This is a genomic window from Corynebacterium sp. CCUG 71335 (assembly GCF_024454075.1).
GTDB lineage: Bacteria > Actinomycetota > Actinomycetes > Mycobacteriales > Mycobacteriaceae > Corynebacterium > Corynebacterium genitalium.
The window spans coordinates 107,383-123,605 of the sequence record NZ_JAGPYY010000002.1 but is presented as its reverse complement, the minus strand read 5'-3'; the positions used below and the strand labels follow the sequence as shown (position 1 = coordinate 123,605).

The following is a 16,223-nucleotide window of genomic DNA, read 5'->3' as shown; positions in this document are numbered from 1 at the left end:
CGTTAGTTCAGCAGTGACTTTACCAGCTACCCGACCAGGTCCTCGATACCGCCGAGGACGGGGTTCTTCCAGTAGTCGACGGTGATGTCTGCGTCCTTGCGGATCTCCTCGCCGGAGGCGGGTCGGTGGCCAGCGATGCGGCCATGGTCGGCAGGGTCGGGCGTGTCCACGAAGTTGCCCTGCTTCAGGGTTCCCGTCCATCCGGAGGAGCGGAGGGCTGTTTCGGCTTCATCCTTGGTCTTGTGCACCAGGCTAGGCAGTTCGAAGAGCATGCCGTTGGAAACACGCAGCTCGACGGTGGTGCCGCGGGCGACGTCGGTGCCTTCTCCGGCGACGGCGATGACTTCGCCCTCTGGCTTTGAGGAATCAACGTCCACCTTGGTGGATTTCAGGCCGAGCGAGTTCAGCACGGACTCGGCTTGTTGGATATTCATGCCGGTCAACGAGGGCACCTGGACCGTTTCGCGACCACTTGAGACGGTCACGGAAACCTTGGATCCCTTTGACAGCTGGGACCCGGCGACCGGCTGCTGGTCCATGATGTGACCGTCGGGGACGTCGTCGGAACTTTCACGCTTCAGGTTGTCGTCAAGTTTCAAGCCGGCTTCTTCGAGCGTTTTCGCGGCTTCTTGCGGGGTGAGGCCATCCAGGTCGGGAACATCGGTGATCTCACGGCCGGAGGACACCGTGATCGTGACGTTCGTGCCCTTTTGCAACTGCGAACCTTCGGTCGGGTTGGTGCCCAGCACGTCGCCGCGGGGAACGTCGGGATCCGGTGCCTCATTCACGGTGACTTGCAGGCCAAGATCCTCGAGAATCTTGACTGCCTCTTCGCGCTTCTTGCCCACGACGTTGGGCACGGTCACCATCTCGGCAGCGGCTTGCTCTTCGCCGTCGCCACGGACCTTGTTGTATACGTACGCGCCACCGCCTAGCAGCATCACCGCAGCGAGCAGCAGCGCGGCTACCTTCATGCCCGAATTCTTCCTTTTCGTTTCCTGGCGGTGCTGCGCATACCTGCTTTCCGACGGCACCACCGCCGTAGTCTCATCCTGTCGCTCCGCCAGGTGATTCCGGGCAGCGTTGGTCACCGCGCCGCGCTGGAGACGCTGTAGGTCTTCGGCCATCTCCATGGCGGTCTGGTAGCGGTCGGCCGGGTGCTTGGCCATGGCAGTGAGGATGACGGAGTCGACGTTGATCGCCTCAGTCTCGCTCAAGCCTGCAATGCGTGCGCTCGGTGGCTGCGGATCTTCCTGTACGTGCTGATAAGCAACGGCGAAGGGAGTTTCACCTTCAAAGGGCGGAAAACCGGTGACGGTCTCGTACATCACGCAGCCGAGAGCGTAGATATCGCTGCGTCCGTCGGCGGTCTTACCGCGTGCCTGCTCGGGGGAGAGGTACTGGGCGGTGCCGATGACGGCAGACGTCTGGGTCATCGCCGCGGTGGAATCATCCAGGGCGCGGGCGATGCCGAAGTCCATGACCTTCACTTCGCCGGTGTTGGTCACCATGATGTTGGCGGGCTTGACGTCGCGGTGGATGATGCCGGCTTCATGGCTGGCGGCCAACGCGTGAGTGACGGGCAGTAACAACGAGGCGGCTTGCTCGGGCGCGAGTGGGCCGTCGCCGTGGACAATGTCCCGCAGGTTTCGTCCCTGGACACGTTCCATGACGATGTACGGGATGGAGGTGTCGCCGATAAGCGTCTCGCCCGTGTCGTACACCGAGACGATATTGGGGTGGTTGAGCCGCGCGGAGTTCTGGGCCTCCCGGCGGAAACGCTCCCGGAAGTTCTCGTCGCGCGCCATGTCGAGCTTGAGCATCTTGACCGCGACCTCGCGGCCGAGCAGCGTATCCGTGGCCACGTAGACGTCGGACATACCGCCGGTGCCGATGGTGTAACCCAGTTGATAGCGGTCCCCAATGAGAGTCATGTTGATCAAGGCTCCTTATTCGAATGGGTTCGGCAGTTCCGGCAATTCCGGGGCTGGCGGGACGGGACTTTCCGGTTGCGTTGCAGGCGGCTCTTCGCGGGTGGGCTGCGGTGCGGTTTGTTCTTCGCGGCTGGACTGCGACGTCGACGGTTCTGGGGAATTGTAAATGGTCGACGGTTCTTCCTGGGTGCTCTGCTGTGTCTCCTCCGGTTCGGAGCTGGGGGTGGTCTGCTCCGTTGTTTCTTCGACAGTCGTCTCGATGGTCTCCGTGGAAACCGTGGTGCTCGACGTGCTCGAGGAAGTCTCTTCGCCACCGCCGCTAATGCCGTCAAAAAGCCCCGATGCGTAGGCCCAGAATGCACCGAGCCCGAGAAGCAGCACCACCAGCGCGATGAGCACACCGGTGCCGAAGCCACCGGAACGCTTCTTCGGCTCCGCATCAACAGCAGGCGTCTGGTGCTCCGACAACTCCGGGTAATCCTGCGGGTAGCCCGGCTGGTAGCTCGGAGCCGGGCCCGTTTCGGGTTGGATCGTGGTCGCCTCGGTGACGGCGGCGAGCTGCGCGGTGGACTCCTGCGGGGAGGGAGAAGAGACCGCGCGGGTGTTTTTGGTCACCGGGCGCTGGCCGTTGCGGGCGTCGGCGATGGCGTTCTGGAACTCGGAGCCGTCGGCAAAGCGCGTCGCGGGGTCTTTGCGCATGGCGATGCCGATCAGTTCGCGCGCCGGCGCCGAAATCGACGTCGACAGCGGAGGTGCCTCGTTGGAGACATGCGCCAACGCCACGGAAACGGAGGAGTCACCGGTGAAGGGGCGGCGGCCCGACAGGAGTTCGTACCCGACCACGCCGAGGGAGTAGATATCCGATGCGGCGGTGACCGGCAGGCCCTGCGCCTGCTCGGGGGAGACGTACTGGGCGGTGCCCACGACCATGCCGGTGCGCGTCAGCGGCACAGCCGATGCGGCCTTGGCAATGCCGAAGTCGGTGATCTTCACCTTGCCGTTCTGCGTGATCATCAGGTTGCCCGGCTTGATGTCGCGGTGGACCAAGCCCATCCGGTGGATCACGGAGAGACCGTGGGCGGCCTGCTCGAGCACGTCGAGCGCCATTGCCTCGGTGAGTTGACCCTCGCGGACAATGAGGTCCGCCAAGGACTCGCCCCGGATGTACTCCATGACGATGAAGCACATCGGGTAGCCCTCGCGCGTGGGCACCTCACGGTAGTCGTAGGTAGCCACGACATTCTCGGAGTTGATGCCCTCAGCGGCATTCGCCTCGTTCCGGAAACGGCTCAAGAACTCTTCGTTAGCGGAGAACTCGGGCGCAGGACCTTCACGGCGACTTCGCGGTCGCGGGTGGTGTCGTCGGCAAGCCAGACGGTGGACATGCCGCCGTGCCCGATAATCCATTGGAGCTGGTAATCGGGGCCGATGAGCTCTTGCAGCTCGGCGCGGTTATCAGTGTGCATTACTGTGCACCTCCAGTGTCATCGGTGTTCGGTGCCGCCGCCACCCCCAGGATGGCGCGGCCGATCGGGGCGGAGACCAGTCCACCAGTAGCGCTCTGGCCCATGCCGCCGCCGTCCTTGACCACGACGGCCACGGCGACATCCTTGTCCGGGTCGAAGGCGACGTACCAGGTGTGCGGTGCAAGTCCCTCGCCGTGCTCGGCGGTACCCGTCTTGGATGCGTAGCCGTTGCCGTTGTACCCGGCAGTGTTGCGCTCGGAGGAGTACATCAGACCTGTCAGCGTCTCAGCTTCGTCGGCGCTGATGGCTTCCGCTGCCTGGTGGGGGCGGGTTTCGCTCACGGTCTTCATGTTGGGCGCGACGACGCGGGAGACCACATAGGGGTCCATGCGTTTGCCGTCGTTAGCCACCGTGCCTGCCATGACTGCGGCCTGCAGCGCGGTCATGGTGACGTCGCGCTGACCGATCGCAGACATGCCCACCGCAGCCAGATCCTCCAGCTCACCGAGGGAACCAGCCGCGTTGGGCAGGCCCAGATCGTAGTTCTGGCCCACGCCGAACGCGGTGGCCATCTCGCGCATCGGTTCGTCGCCGATCTCAGTGGCCAACTCCACGAATGCCGTGTTGCATGACAGGGTGAACGCCTGGGTGAGCGACGTCTCTCCACCGCCGCCGCCACACGCCTTGCCCCCGTAGTTGGTCAGCTGCACTTCTGTGCCCGGCAGGGTGATCGCGGCTTCCGCAGTCAGCTGAGAATCAGGGGTGTAACCGGCGCGCAGACCTGCGGCCGTGGTGATGATCTTGAAGATGGATCCCGGCGGCAGCTGCTCCTGCGCAGCCTGGTTGAGAAGCGGCTGGCCCGGATCCTCGTTGACAGCCTGCCACGCGGATTCTGCGGTGTCGGGGTTCACAATCGAGTTCGGGTCATAGGACGGGTTCGACGCCATCGCGAGCACTTCGCCTGTCGACGGCCGCAGCGCCACCACCGCACCGTTGTATCCACGAGACTCCAGCTGGTCGTAAGCCGCGGCCTGCATCTGCGGATCAAACGTGAGCTCGATGGAATCGCCAACTCGGTTCTCCTTGTTCGTCCGCAGGAAGCGGCTGCCGGACGCGCGCGATTCGCCGTTGAGTTCTTCGTTGAACCCGGCCTCGAGTCCAGCCACGCCGTAGCGGTCCGACACGTAGCCGATCACCGGGGCAAACGAGTACGGCATGTTGGGGTAGCTGCGGTCGTAGAAACCCTCGCTGTTCTGGTGGGACTCGGCGAGAATCTCGCCGCCTGCGCTGATCTGGCCGCGCTCCACCATTTTGGCTTCCATAAAGTTGCGCGAGTTCATAGGGTTGCGTGCGTACTTGTCCTCAGTGAATGCTTGCACCCAGGTGAGGTTGACCAGCAGCATCACGATGAGCAGCAGCGAGCCAATCGCGCCGATTCGAATCGTTTTATTCATCGCGCCCCCTCCAGTTGACGCTCCTCAGAAGCAGCAACAGACGTCTCACCAGCCGGGCGGTTCGCGTTGTTGGAGATACGCAGCAGCAGTCCCAGCAGGATGTAGTTCGCCATGATGGCGGAACCACCAGCCGACATGAACGGCGTGGTCAGACCCGTCATGGGCAGCATGTTGGACACACCGCCGGTGACCACGAAGATCTGCACGGCGATGGTCAGTGCGAGCCCGGAGGCGACCAGCTTGCCGTAGGTGTCGCGCACGGCCAAGGCGGTGCGGAAACCGCGGGTGATCAAGATGGCGAAGATGATCAACACGGCGCTCAAGCCCACCAGGCCGAGCTCCTCACCGATAGCGGCGAGGATGTAGTCCGAGTGCGCGACCGGAACCATGTCGGGGTGACCGAAGCCCAGGCCCGTACCGGTGATGCCGCCCCAGCTCAGGCCGAACAGGGCCTGGGAGGGCTGGAAACCGAAGGTGTCGTAGTTAGCCAGCGGGTCAATCAAGTTGGCCACGCGGTCCTGGATCTTTTCAGACATCTGATAAACAGTGAACCCGCCGATGGCCACCAAGCCAGAACCAATGAATAGCCAGCTCGTCCGGCCGGTGGCGAAGTACACCATGCCCAGCACGGTGGCAAAAAGCAGCAGTGCCGGACCGAAGTCGTTGGACATCGCCATGATGAGGATCGCGATCGCCCAGACCATGAGGATTGGAGCCAAGTCGCGCAGGCGCGGGAAAGTCAACCCCAAGAAGCGATACCCGGCCACGGTGAATAGGGACCTTTTTTGCGCCAAAAGTTGGGCGAAGAAGAGCAGCAGGAGGATCTTGGAGAACTCACCCGGCTGGATGGAGAACGGACCCAGCCAGATCCAAATGCGCGCCTCCGCGTCCGGGGGCTGCGGCCATACCAGTGGCAGCGCCAGCAAGATCAGGCCGAGCAGGCCCAGCAAGTAGGAAAAACGCGTCAGCTGACGGTGGTCGCGCACGATCAGCAGCGTGCCCACGAGCAGCACCACGCCAACAAGCGACCACATGACCTGCCGTTCCGTCAGGTGCGCATCCTTCGCGATGTCGATGCGGTAGATGAACACCAGACCGATCGCGTTCAACGTCGCCGCCAGCGGCAGCATCATCTGGTCGGCGTGCGGTGCGGCATAACACATGGCCACGTGCGCAATCGCGTAGACGCCGATGAAACCGCCAACGAGCCAGAGCATGTCGACGGTGAGCGCTTTACCCTGGGAAAGCTCCAAGCCCACGAGCATGAGCAGCAGCAACGCCGCCGACATGATCAGCAGGGTCATCTCCCTGCCGCGGGAAAACAGCTGGCGCATCTACTTCACCTCCCTACAGGCCTCAGCGGGGGTTTCCGGCTCAGCATCGGCCCCCTCGTTGTCTGCGTCTTCAGCAGCTTGAGCATCTTCGGCCGCTGCCTCATCGACGCAGACGGGCAACGCGTCCTCGGCCAAGCGGTTGACTTGCTCGGTGACCTCGGCATACGAGCCGCTGCCCAGGTTGTCCACGCGTTGACGGGTGGAATCGGGCAAGTCGCTGACCGTGAACAGCTGGCAGTCGTTCGGGACAGAGCCCGTGTCGACGAGCCGGATCTGGTTCTCGTCGTTAATGCACACCTTCTGCACAGGCTCATGCAGGTCGCGGCCGAAAACGCTGGTTTGGAAGCCCTGCTCGATGATGATTTCATCTGCGTCGTTCGCAGTGACGAAGTACGACGACTGCTTGGCGTTGTCGTACCACCACATGCCGCCCAGCCCCAGCAGGGCGACGAGCAACACGCCAATGACTATCGGCCACGCCGAGCGCCGCTGGTGATCCTCCTCGTCGTCATCGGGTTCCGGGGTGTCGTGGGTGGCGCGCGTTTCGCTTGTCGACGTCTTATTCTGCGGCCGCACCAACTTCGCCGCCCTACTCGCGGACGTATCCGGATGGGTGGGATCTTCTGCCTGCACCAACGCACCGGCCATCGCAGGTGCGGTGGGCACGTCGGGGGACTCCGGATCATCCGTGTCGATAACATCGGCCACTACAACAGTGATGTTGTCCGGCCCTCCCGAGCGCAGCGCCAGTTCGACGAGGCGTTGCGCGGCCTCGGCGGGGGAGCCTTCTCCCAAGGTGCTCTCAATGGTGGAGTGCGTCACCGGGTCGGACAGTCCGTCGGAGCACAGGAGGTAGCGGTCGCCGGCGTGGGCGTCGATAAGCTCCAAATGCGGCTCGACCGGACGGCCGGTGTACGCCTTGAGAATGAGCGACTTCTGCGGGTGCGACGAAACATCCTCGGCGTTGAGTTTGCCCTGTTCGACGAGCGACTGGACGAATGTGTCGTCGACAGTGATCTGTGTCAGCTCACCGCCGCGCAGGCGGTATCCGCGCGAGTCACCGACGTGGATCAACCCCAGCTGGACACCGTTGAACATCAGCGCGGTCAGGGTAGTGCCCATGCCTTCTTGCTCAGGGTGCTTACTGATGGACGCCTTGATCGACGCGTTCGCGTCATCAGCCGCCGCGCCGAGCAACGCCAGAATGTCGGCGTCGCCCGGGTCGCGGTCGAGGTGCTCCATGTGCTGGACCATGAGCTGGGAGGCGACTTCACCGGCGGCGTGGCCGCCCATGCCGTCGGCAAGCAACAGCAAGTGCGGGCCGGCATAGGCGGAATCTTCGTTGTTTCCGCGCACAAGCCCGCGGTCAGACACAGCGACGAAGTTGAGTTTCAGCGTGCTCATGGCATCAACCTCACAATCGTGCGCCCCATCTTGATGTCCGTGCCCACCTGGACGCGTTCAGGCTGGTCAATCCGGATACCGTCGACAAATGTGCCGTTACGGGAATCCAAGTCCTCGACGAACCATTCAGACCCGCGGCGGAACAACCGCGCGTGGCGCGAGGAGGCAAAGTCGTCCCCGAGCACGAAATCGTTGTTGTCCGCACGGCCCAGTGAGAGTTCTTCCAGCGTGGAAATCTCCATGTGGGAGCCCTGCAGCGGGCCCTCAACCACGACGACCTCGCGGGCCTTTTCCCTGCGCATGGGCGCCGGTGCCGGGGCAGCTGCCGAACGTGGGCGGCGCTGCGCCGAAGCCGCGGCCTTGATGTCGCGGCGCTGCGCGGCGAGCACCGCCATGATGAATGCCCACAACAAGATCAGGAGCCCGAAGCGGGCACCGAGCATCAATGCAGTATCTAGCACGTCACACCGCCCCTTACTGGTACTGCTGGTAGTGCTCGTTCGGCTGGGCCGGCTGGGAATAGCGCGGACCCACGATACGAACCTCGATGGAGGAATGCCCGACAGTGACCACATCGCCGTCGGCCAGCTCCCAGTTCTCCACAAGCTGGTCGTTGACCGTCGTGCCGTTGGTGGACTGGAGATCCACCAGAAACGCGGTCTGACCGTCCCAAATGACTTCGGCGTGCTGGCGCGAGACACCCGTGTCCGGCAGGCGGAAGTCAGCGTCGTTCGACCGGCCGAGGATGTTGGACCCTTCGTGGACTTGGTAGGTGCGCGACGAGCCGTCGAGAAGCAAAAGGGTCACGGCGGGACCGTTCGGTGCTGGCTGGGGCTGGAACATCGGTGCCTCCTGATCATCGGCCTTGCGCGGTGCGCGGTCCGCAAGAATCGCGTCGAATCCGCTATCGACATCCGGGGCTTCGTCGATATACGACGACACACGCAACTGACCCGTGCGCAACCCGGACTCCTCCGCAACCCGGACCACCACGGGCCCGTACAGGCCCCAGTTCAGGTTACGGACAAAACGCGTGAGCTGCCCTGCGAGGTGGGCGGGCAGATCCGGATCCTGCGACAAGTTCTCCAGATCCTTACTGGACACGCCGATCGCGAACACATTCGGAGCGACAATCTCGTCCACCTCATTGGCGACGAGTTCATCCTGCGCCTCCTGCTTCAGCAGCTCTTCCAGCTCAGCCGGAACAACACGGCCACCGAACACTGCCGCAAAGCCGTTATCCAGCCCGCGCTGCAGTGAACTGTCGATCTTGGCCAACCTATCCAGCAACGCCATCTACCCACACCTCCTCCCAGGAATGTTTCGAAGACAGTATAGAGTTTCGCGCCCGTTCGACATAGCTACCCAGGCCTTTCTTACAGTCCTTATGGAGTTTTAAGGTGTGGTTGAGACTATCTGGACGGCAACTGAACACGCGATTTGGTGGTTGGCGGCAGGCCCGTGCTATGTTTACCTAGTCGCCCGCCCGGGTGGCGGAATTGGCAGACGCGCTGGCTTCAGGTGCCAGTGTTCGCAAGAACGTGGGGGTTCAAGTCCCCCCCCGGGCACAATGTGAAGTCCCGAGACATCGTTCCTATGATGTCCCGGGATTTCTTGTTTTTGGAGTGCCCCGGTTGGGGTTGAGTTCGTTGTCTTGCAGTAGATCTTGCCGTCGGTCAGCAGCAGGGGTCGAGCCGCTGTTGCCCTATCCGCAGGCAGCCAGGGCGCCGGTGGCGGTGAGTACGAGTCCGCCGAGTGGAAACTGTCGCCGGGAAAAGCTGTTTGACGTGGTTTAACCGTCCGTGGTCCAGGTCTGAGTGAAACAAGAAGAGGATGAGGGAACCCTACCGCTAAAGCATCAGGTCAGGGGTAGGTCCGTGACACACGTGGCACCATCAGCGGTGGTGGAGAACTCAGTGACACCGGTTATTTATCATGTCCTCTGTGCTTTCCCTCGGATTGTCGATGATCTGAGCTACTGCCCTGCACTTCATGGCCAAAACCGCAGGAGCGGAAGACTAGTGCTGGAGCAACGTCTCGTTCACAATGGTCCGGGAGGTCGAAAACCGCTGCATAGGAAAGATATGGCGGAAACAGTGAGCGTGGTCGTGGGTCGGGGTTAGTCCAAGGTGGCGAGCAGCTCAGTACAGGCCTGCTCGCACCGGCGGCAGGCCTCGGCGCAGACCGTGCAGTGCTCGTGCATCTCAGCGTGGCGGGCGCATTCTTCTCCACAGGCCTGGCAGGCAGTACGACAAGCCTCCAGGACGGAGCGGATAAGGGTGACATTCCAGTCGGTGGGCCGGGAGAGCATCCGGCCGGTGGCCGTACAGATGTCAGCACAGTCGAGGTTGAGGCGGATGCAGGTGGTCAGCTCCGCGACCATGTCCTCACCCAGGCAGGCATCCGCGCAGGCGGTGCAGGTCTGGGCGCACTCGAAGCAGGCGGTGATGCATTCGGCCAGTTTGTCCTTGTCGATCTGGCCTAGGTCCTTCGGGTGGGCCTCCAGCATGGCGTGTACGTGATGGGTCATGTCGTGCTCCATATCTCAATTCGGTCCGGAAAGGTGGGCCGGTCGAGCCGACCGGCCCACACCCTCGACCCTAGAGGCCCGACTGGCCGGAATCCAGGGTTGGACCATGAAGATTTCATGAAGAACCCCAACCTCCACCTAGCGGCTACCAGCCGCTAGAAACTCCCTAAGTAACGTGGCGAATGCTCGGCCGTAGCTACGCCGAGTGGGTCGGCCACAGGCTCCCAAGAGCCGGACGCTGCCCTACCCACAGCCTCCACCCAGTGGCACCTATCGAGCAGGAGGAGTGATAAACCACGACGCACTTGAAGCACCATCCCTCGCTGAGTCTCAGCTCCTGCACCAACCAAGAAACCTAGAAAGCATTATCATGAAGCGCACCATTGCCCTCGCTGCCCTCGCCCTGACCTCCTCCCTGGCCCTGGCCGCCTGCACGGACGACACTGCATCTGATGCCCCCGAGACCACGACCACCACCACCTCGGTGACGGCCACACAGTCCTCCGAGGAGACTGGCATGAACGATCAGATGGGTGCAGAGGGCCATTACCATCCGGCTGATGGTGGGCAACCCCCGGCAGGGATCGCAGCAGAGGAAAATCCCACCTACCCGGTGGACACCGAGGTCGTCCTCACCGCGGACCACATGCCGGGCATGGAGGGTGCTGAGGCGACGATCGCCGGTGCGTTTGACACCACGACCTACTCGGTCAGCTACACCCCCACCGACGGTGGGGACCCGGTCACCGACCACCGGTGGGTGGTCCACGAGGAGTTTGTCGATCCGGGCCAGGCCCCCCTGCCGGAGGGGTCCGAGGTCGTCTTGGATGCCGAGCACATGTCGGGAATGAAGGGTGTGGAGGCCACCATCGACTATTCCACGGATGAGACGGTCTACATGGTTGATCTCACCGTCGACGGGATGACCATGACCAATCACAAGTGGGTTACCGAAAGCGAGATCGCCCCGGCAGAGTAAGACCCACCAACCGCAACCTCAGCACCCCGGGCTCCTCCACCATCTGGTTGAGGTCCCTGGGTGCTTACCTCTTTGGTTTCTGCCCTAGGACGAGTTAGTCCTCGTCCTGGGTGAGCACCTGTCGGGCCAGTCGGTAGGCGTGGTCGTTCCATCCCTGGCGGACGACGTCGCGGACGAGTCAGGAGCATCCCACCGGTGGTGGCTGCCCGTGACGGGGATGTTCCCTTGGTGGCGGCCGCTCTAGACGGCGTGGCGGATGTCCTTTGAGTGGGCAAAGACGGTACATCGTGGCCCGCTTGTCTGCCGGGTGAACCGGCCATAGCCATCAGGATGCGAAATGAGCCCCACACCAAATCCCGCACCGGTCATCGTCACCGGGGATGACCTGGTCTCATTGGTTGGAGCCGGGGGAAAGTGGTGTTATCTCTATCGGGCGATCACCGCCGGTGGCCAGACCCTGGACTTTTACCTCTCTCCGAAGCGGAACGTGGCCGCAGCGAAGCGTTTCCTGGCCAAGGCTCTCAGATCCAATGCGTCAGCCGGGTATCCCAGAGTGATCAACACCGATAAAGCACCCTCACTAGCCAGGGCAATCGCCGAGTTGAAGTCAGAGGGAATCTGCCCGCCAACAGTGGAACACCGGCAGGTGAAATACCTCAACAACATCCTGGAAGGCGACCATGGTCGGCTGAAGCGGATCCTCGGGCCGAAAGGCGCGTTTAAGAACCGGTCATCTGCATATCGGACGTTGAAAGGGATGGAGGCGATGTACTCATTGCGGAAAGGGCAAGGCACGATGTTTGCCTACGGGCAACCGAACCCGGACGCGGTGATCGTCAACCGGGTCTTCGAGACGGCCTGAGAACGCCCACACGCAGCGGCCATCAGGGAATGAGAAACTGAGTTTTTGCGGCTCTCCCCCCAACTTTGCAACAGCACCGGTTGATGTTGCAGGTGGGGATGTGGTCGAGGTTGTTCAGCGGCGCGATCTTTTCGACCAGCAGCACCACAGTGGCCATCAACCCGATCATGCGGCCGCCAGCAGCAGGACTCCCAGCCTCCAGCCGGCAACAGGGGCGGTCAGAGTGGCCTGGCCGTCGTTCTCGACGGGGTGTGGTGGTCGGGGCCCGGCCTGTCACCGGGCGAAACGGGCGATAGCGTCGGTGACTTCCTGGAACTTCGCGTCGGCCTCCTCTCCTCCTAACTGGGCGGCGTCACGGACGCAGTGTTTCATGTGGTCATCGAGTAGTCCCAGGGCAACGCTGCGTAGGGCAGCATTGACCGCGGAGATCTGGGTAAGGATGTCGATGCAGTACTGTTCCTCGTCGACCATGCTGTGCAGGCCCCGGGCCTGGCCCTCGATGCGCTTGAGGCGGGCGAGATAGCGATCCTTGTCGTTGATGTAGCCATGGGTGGTGTGACAGGTGTCGGCCCCACCCGAGGAGGAAACGGCCTGATCAGGGGTGCGAGTATCCACAATGGTCTCCTTGCTGAAAAAAGGGGGCAGGTATGTCCTGAGTCAGTTGCGGGTCGATCAGGATGGAAAGCCCGAGGGTATGGAATGAGGCGTGAGGACCTCATGGTCCCCACGCCCTGTGGCGTTATTCGGATAAGTAGTCGGCAGTTTGTCGGCCCGGAGGGGCCTGCCGGGTGGGGCCGGGGGAGAGGTCAGGAGCAGGTACTTGGGGACGGAGGTCTGAGTGTTATTGGAGGGACTCAGCCGCAGGAGGAGGACACGGGGTTCCTTATCGCTAGAAAAGGATGCGGATTAGGCGGTGACCGGCTGCCGCACGGAGGGGCGAGCGGGCTGCGGTGAGGAACTGGTGTTGTCGTGGGAGGGCTTGAATCTACGCAGCGTGAGGGAGTTGGAGACCACGAACACCGAGGAGAAGCCCATCGCAATGCCCGCCAACCCCGGGTTGAGGAAACCGATCGCGGCGACCGGGATCAGCACGACGTTGTAGGCGAACGCCCAGAACAGGTTGCCCTTGATGGTGCCCAGCGTGCGACGTGACAGACGGATGGCATCGCCCGCGGAGCGCAGGTCGTTGTTCATTAAGGTGATATCGGAGGCCTCTATGGCCACATCCGTGCCCGCCCCCATGGCCAGACCCAGATCGGCCTGGGCCAGGGCGGCCGCGTCATTGACGCCGTCGCCGACCATGGCGACCTTCTTGCCCTCATGTTGCAGCTTCTCGATGACCGCGACCTTGTCCTGCGGCATGACCTCGGCACTCACGTTGGCCGCATCGATGCCCACCTCTTGGGCGACGGCGGCCGCGGCCTTCGCGTTATCGCCGGTGAGCAGGTACGGACTCAACCCCAGCCTGCGGAACTGGGCGACCGCTTCCGCTGAGGAGTCTTTGATGGCATCGCGCACCACGACCACACCGGCGGGCTGGTCATCGACGTAGACGGCCACCGGGGTCGCGCCCTGCGACTGTGCGTGGTCGAAGGCGGTGGTGAGGTCACGGGGCAGCTGGCCGGCGGGACGGCCGACGGTGACGACGTGACCCTTGACGGTGGCCGTGACGCCCCGGCCGGCGGTGCTGTCGAAGTCGGTGGCCTCCTGGATGTTCCCGGAGCGCTCGGCCTCGGTGACAATCGCCTTGGCGATGGGGTGCTCGGAGCCTGCTTCGACGGCCGCCGACAAGGCGAGGACCTCGTTGTTGGTGTAGCCGTCGGCGGCGTGGACGCCGGTGACCGACATGACCCCGGAGGTGACGGTGCCGGTCTTGTCCATGACGATGGTGTCGACCTGGCGGGTGGATTCGAGGACCTCCGGGCCCTTGATCAACAAGCCCAGCTGCGCGCCCCGGGAGGTGCCCACCAGCAGGGCGGTCGGGGTGGCCAGTCCCAGGGCGCATGGGCAAGCGATGATCAGCACCGCGACTGCGGCGGAAAAGGCCCAGTTCGCCCCGCTGCCGAGGGCGAGGTGGACGATCAGGGTGATGATGGAGACGACAATGACCGTCGGGACGAAGACCGAGGAAATCTTATCCACCAGGCGCTGGACCGGGGCTTTTTTCGCCTGGGCGTCAGTGACCAGCTTGGCCATCTGGGACAGCGTGGTCTCCGAACCTGTGCGGGTGACTTCGACCAGCAGTCGACCGGAGGTGTTGATCGTCGCGCCCGTGACCGGGGTGCCAGGGGCGGCCTCGACGGGAACGGACTCGCCGGTCAGCATCGACTCGTCGATGGCCGAGGTGCCCTCGATGACACGACCGTCGGTGGCGATCTTCTCACCCGGGCGGACGACGAAGACGTCACCGACTGTCAGCTGGGAGACCGGGACGCGGACTTCCTCACCGTCGCGGATCACCGCGGCGTCTTTCGCACCCATGTCCAGCAGGGACTTCAGCGCCGCGGAGGACTGGCCCTTGGCGCGGACCTCAAACCACCGGCCGAGCAACAGGAAGGTGATGACTACGGCGATGGTCTCGAGGTAGATGTGGTCCATGCCGTCATGGCGGGGCAGCAGGCTCATCTCGATGACCATGCCGGGGTGCCCGGCGTTGCCGAAAAACAAGGCCCACAGCGACCACAGATACGCAGCGGTAGTGCCCAGAGACACGAGCGTGTCCATCGTGGTCGAGCGGTGACGCAGGTTGGTTAAGGTCGCCCGGTGGAACGGGGCGCCACCGTAGAAGTAGATCAGGGTGGACAGGACGAGCAGGGCCCACTGCCAATTCATGAACTGCAGGGACGGGATCATCGAGATCGCGACCACCGGAACGGAGAGGATCGTCGACCCGATCAGACGCGACTTCAGGTCTGTGGCCTCGGCCTCGCGGGCCTGTTCGTGGCGGTCACCGACCACCTCGGTGTCCTCCTCCGGGCCGCTGTCCACGGCGGAGGCGTGTTGATCCCCCATGGTGAACGCGTCGTACCCGGCACCCCGCACGGTTTCGATCAGCCGATCGGCGTCGACTTTGGTGGGGTCGTAACTGACGGAGGCGGATTCGGTGGCGAAGTTGACGGTGGCCTCCACGCCATCGAGCTTGTTGAGCTTGCGCTCCACCCGCCCTGAGCACGACGTACAGGTCATGCCGGTGACGCCCAGATCGACCTGGAGTAGGTCAACCGACGGTTGAGTCTGAATCATCAGTGATCAGTCCTTCAGCAAACAGTGGTGAGGTGCATCTCCGAGGTCCCAAAAGGCCCGCCCACAGATGCACCGTCGGGGATATCGAACCGGCATGGCTGGGCCTGATGGGCATATCCAACAGGGTTGGCCCGGCCGTGTCTACCTGAGGCGGGGACCGGGCCCCGGGATTAGGGCTTGACGGTGTAACCGGCTGTCGTGACAGCGGCGACAACATCGTCGTCGGTGAAGTTTTCACCCGTGACGGTCACCTGCCCGGTATCCACGGTGGCCTCCACCATGGTCACACCGGCGACCTCGCCGATCTCCTCCTCCACGGAGGACTTGCAGTGTCCGCAGGTAATGCCTTCGATGATGTACTTCTTTGTTACGGCGCTCATCAGATGATCCTTTCCTTGATGTCCTGAAGGGCAGGAGTGGAGATGTCCCAACAACCTTCAACCTATACCCATGGGGGGTATCAGTCAAGGAGGTGTCTGCCCCTAAGCGTCCCGTTCGGCGGGCAGGACTTCCGGAACGGCCGCGATCGTTGCTGCACTTCTTGTACAAAATGTACGTTAAAGGGTATGGGCATCACGGTCACCCTCAGTCAGTTCCGCAGCGAACAAAGCCACTATCTTGATGCCGCCCAACGTGAACCGGTCACCATCCTCAGTCGCGGGCCCCGCCGCCGGGCGGTGGTGGTCTCCCCGGACTTCTACGACCGGGCGGTTCAGGCGCTGGAGGATGGCGAGGATATCCGTGCCGCAGCGGCTGCCCGCCAGGAGGCGGGCGGTGTCTCTCACGAGGAGTTCACGTCCGACCTCGAACTGGACTGACGTGCCTGTCCATACCTGTGCCGCGGTATTTGATCATCGATAAGCTTTCAACTGCGACAGCCCTCCGCACGCTGGCCCGGCAATGGCAGCAGTGATTGCCACCGCCATCGACGCCCTGGCCCACGTTCCGCCGTCTCGGCGGAGTGGAAAAGTTGCGGGGCGGCGACGGGGAGTGCTGTAGCTGGGTAGTCCACGGCCG

Annotated in this window: 12 protein-coding genes, 1 tRNA gene and 2 pseudogenes; 4 read left to right on the top strand and 11 right to left on the bottom strand. The window is 63.1% G+C overall.

What is annotated here, in order from left to right:
* Positions 1-26: 26 nt before the first annotated feature.
* The 7 genes and pseudogenes from pknB to KBX19_RS02085 form a co-directional block, all read right to left on the bottom strand.
* Positions 27-1,934: a Stk1 family PASTA domain-containing Ser/Thr kinase gene (pknB, locus tag KBX19_RS02115; RefSeq protein WP_255997226.1), complete on the bottom strand. Its 1,908-nt coding sequence runs from the start codon at positions 1,932-1,934 to the stop codon at positions 27-29.
* Between the two features lie 15 nt (positions 1,935-1,949).
* Positions 1,950-3,400: pseudogene (locus tag KBX19_RS02110) on the bottom strand (protein kinase).
* The gene (locus tag KBX19_RS02105) at positions 3,400-4,854 is read right to left on the bottom strand and encodes a penicillin-binding transpeptidase domain-containing protein (RefSeq protein ID WP_255997225.1); all 1,455 of its coding nucleotides are present in this window, start codon (positions 4,852-4,854) and stop codon (positions 3,400-3,402) included. Before KBX19_RS02105 ends, KBX19_RS02110 begins: the two are co-directional and overlap by 1 nt.
* Positions 4,851-6,188, bottom strand: a complete 1,338-nt coding sequence (locus tag KBX19_RS02100) for an FtsW/RodA/SpoVE family cell cycle protein (RefSeq protein WP_255997224.1) — start codon at positions 6,186-6,188, stop codon at positions 4,851-4,853. Before KBX19_RS02100 ends, KBX19_RS02105 begins: the two co-directional genes overlap by 4 nt.
* A complete protein-coding gene (locus tag KBX19_RS02095; RefSeq protein WP_255997223.1) occupies positions 6,189-7,592 on the bottom strand; it encodes a PP2C family serine/threonine-protein phosphatase in 1,404 nt (467 codons plus the stop codon).
* The gene (locus KBX19_RS02090; protein ID WP_005287548.1) at positions 7,589-8,035 is read right to left on the bottom strand and encodes an FHA domain-containing protein; all 447 of its coding nucleotides are present in this window, start codon (positions 8,033-8,035) and stop codon (positions 7,589-7,591) included. Before KBX19_RS02090 ends, KBX19_RS02095 begins: the two co-directional genes overlap by 4 nt.
* 31 nt (positions 8,036-8,066) lie before the next feature.
* Entirely contained in the window at positions 8,067-8,888 is an 822-nt protein-coding gene (locus KBX19_RS02085) for a DUF3662 and FHA domain-containing protein (RefSeq protein ID WP_255997222.1), read from the bottom strand.
* Between the two features lie 188 nt (positions 8,889-9,076).
* Here KBX19_RS02085 and KBX19_RS02080 point away from each other — a divergent pair.
* Positions 9,077-9,160: transfer RNA gene (locus tag KBX19_RS02080), tRNA-Leu, on the top strand.
* A 551-nt stretch (positions 9,161-9,711) separates the two neighbouring features.
* Here the strand turns inward: KBX19_RS02080 and KBX19_RS02075 are convergent.
* Positions 9,712-10,122 (bottom strand): four-helix bundle copper-binding protein, encoded by a 411-nt coding sequence (locus KBX19_RS02075; protein WP_255994672.1) that lies wholly within the window; start codon positions 10,120-10,122, stop codon positions 9,712-9,714.
* Positions 10,123-10,492: 370 nt separating this feature from the next.
* Here KBX19_RS02075 and KBX19_RS02070 point away from each other — a divergent pair, with 370 nt between their 5' ends.
* Positions 10,493-11,101 carry a YdhK family protein gene (locus KBX19_RS02070; RefSeq protein WP_255994673.1) on the top strand — a complete coding sequence of 203 codons (609 nt, stop codon included), beginning with the start codon at positions 10,493-10,495 and terminating at the stop codon, positions 11,099-11,101.
* Between the two features lie 397 nt (positions 11,102-11,498).
* Positions 11,499-11,963, top strand: a pseudogene (locus KBX19_RS02065) (IS6 family transposase); the annotation flags it as partial.
* A gap of 273 nt (positions 11,964-12,236) precedes the next feature.
* On the opposite strand, the gene KBX19_RS02060 reads toward KBX19_RS02065, so the two are convergent.
* From KBX19_RS02060 to KBX19_RS02050, 3 genes are all read right to left on the bottom strand, one after another.
* On the bottom strand, positions 12,237-12,503 hold the full coding sequence (locus tag KBX19_RS02060; protein ID WP_076599716.1) for a metal-sensitive transcriptional regulator: 267 nt from the start codon (positions 12,501-12,503) through the stop codon (positions 12,237-12,239).
* 366 nt (positions 12,504-12,869) lie between these two features.
* A complete protein-coding gene (locus tag KBX19_RS02055) occupies positions 12,870-15,206 on the bottom strand; it encodes a cation-translocating P-type ATPase (protein ID WP_255994674.1) in 2,337 nt (778 codons plus the stop codon).
* Positions 15,207-15,376: 170 nt separating this feature from the next.
* Positions 15,377-15,586, bottom strand: a complete 210-nt coding sequence (locus KBX19_RS02050; RefSeq protein WP_255994675.1) for a heavy-metal-associated domain-containing protein — start codon at positions 15,584-15,586, stop codon at positions 15,377-15,379.
* A gap of 186 nt (positions 15,587-15,772) precedes the next feature.
* On the opposite strand from KBX19_RS02050, the gene KBX19_RS02045 reads away from it, so the two are divergent.
* Entirely contained in the window at positions 15,773-16,024 is a 252-nt protein-coding gene (locus tag KBX19_RS02045; RefSeq protein ID WP_006840758.1) for a type II toxin-antitoxin system prevent-host-death family antitoxin, read from the top strand.
* Positions 16,025-16,223 lie beyond the last annotated feature (199 nt).

Excerpts from the sequence above, each read along its gene's own strand:
- KBX19_RS02090 (WP_005287548.1), bottom strand. The coding sequence starts at position 8,035 with ATGCTCGGTGCCCGCTTCGGGCTCCTGATCTTGTTGTGGGCATTCATC.
- KBX19_RS02045 (WP_006840758.1), top strand. The coding sequence starts at position 15,773 with ATGGGCATCACGGTCACCCTCAGTCAGTTCCGCAGCGAACAAAGCCAC.
- pknB (WP_255997226.1), bottom strand. The coding sequence starts at position 1,934 with ATGACTCTCATTGGGGACCGCTATCAACTGGGTTACACCATCGGCACC.
- KBX19_RS02100 (WP_255997224.1), bottom strand. The coding sequence starts at position 6,188 with ATGCGCCAGCTGTTTTCCCGCGGCAGGGAGATGACCCTGCTGATCATG.
- KBX19_RS02055 (WP_255994674.1), bottom strand. The coding sequence starts at position 15,206 with ATGATTCAGACTCAACCGTCGGTTGACCTACTCCAGGTCGATCTGGGC.
- KBX19_RS02105 (WP_255997225.1), bottom strand. The coding sequence starts at position 4,854 with ATGAATAAAACGATTCGAATCGGCGCGATTGGCTCGCTGCTGCTCATC.
- KBX19_RS02075 (WP_255994672.1), bottom strand. The coding sequence starts at position 10,122 with ATGACCCATCACGTACACGCCATGCTGGAGGCCCACCCGAAGGACCTA.
- KBX19_RS02095 (WP_255997223.1), bottom strand. The coding sequence starts at position 7,592 with ATGAGCACGCTGAAACTCAACTTCGTCGCTGTGTCTGACCGCGGGCTT.
- KBX19_RS02085 (WP_255997222.1), bottom strand. The coding sequence starts at position 8,888 with ATGGCGTTGCTGGATAGGTTGGCCAAGATCGACAGTTCACTGCAGCGC.
- KBX19_RS02050 (WP_255994675.1), bottom strand. The coding sequence starts at position 15,586 with ATGAGCGCCGTAACAAAGAAGTACATCATCGAAGGCATTACCTGCGGA.
- KBX19_RS02070 (WP_255994673.1), top strand. The coding sequence starts at position 10,493 with ATGAAGCGCACCATTGCCCTCGCTGCCCTCGCCCTGACCTCCTCCCTG.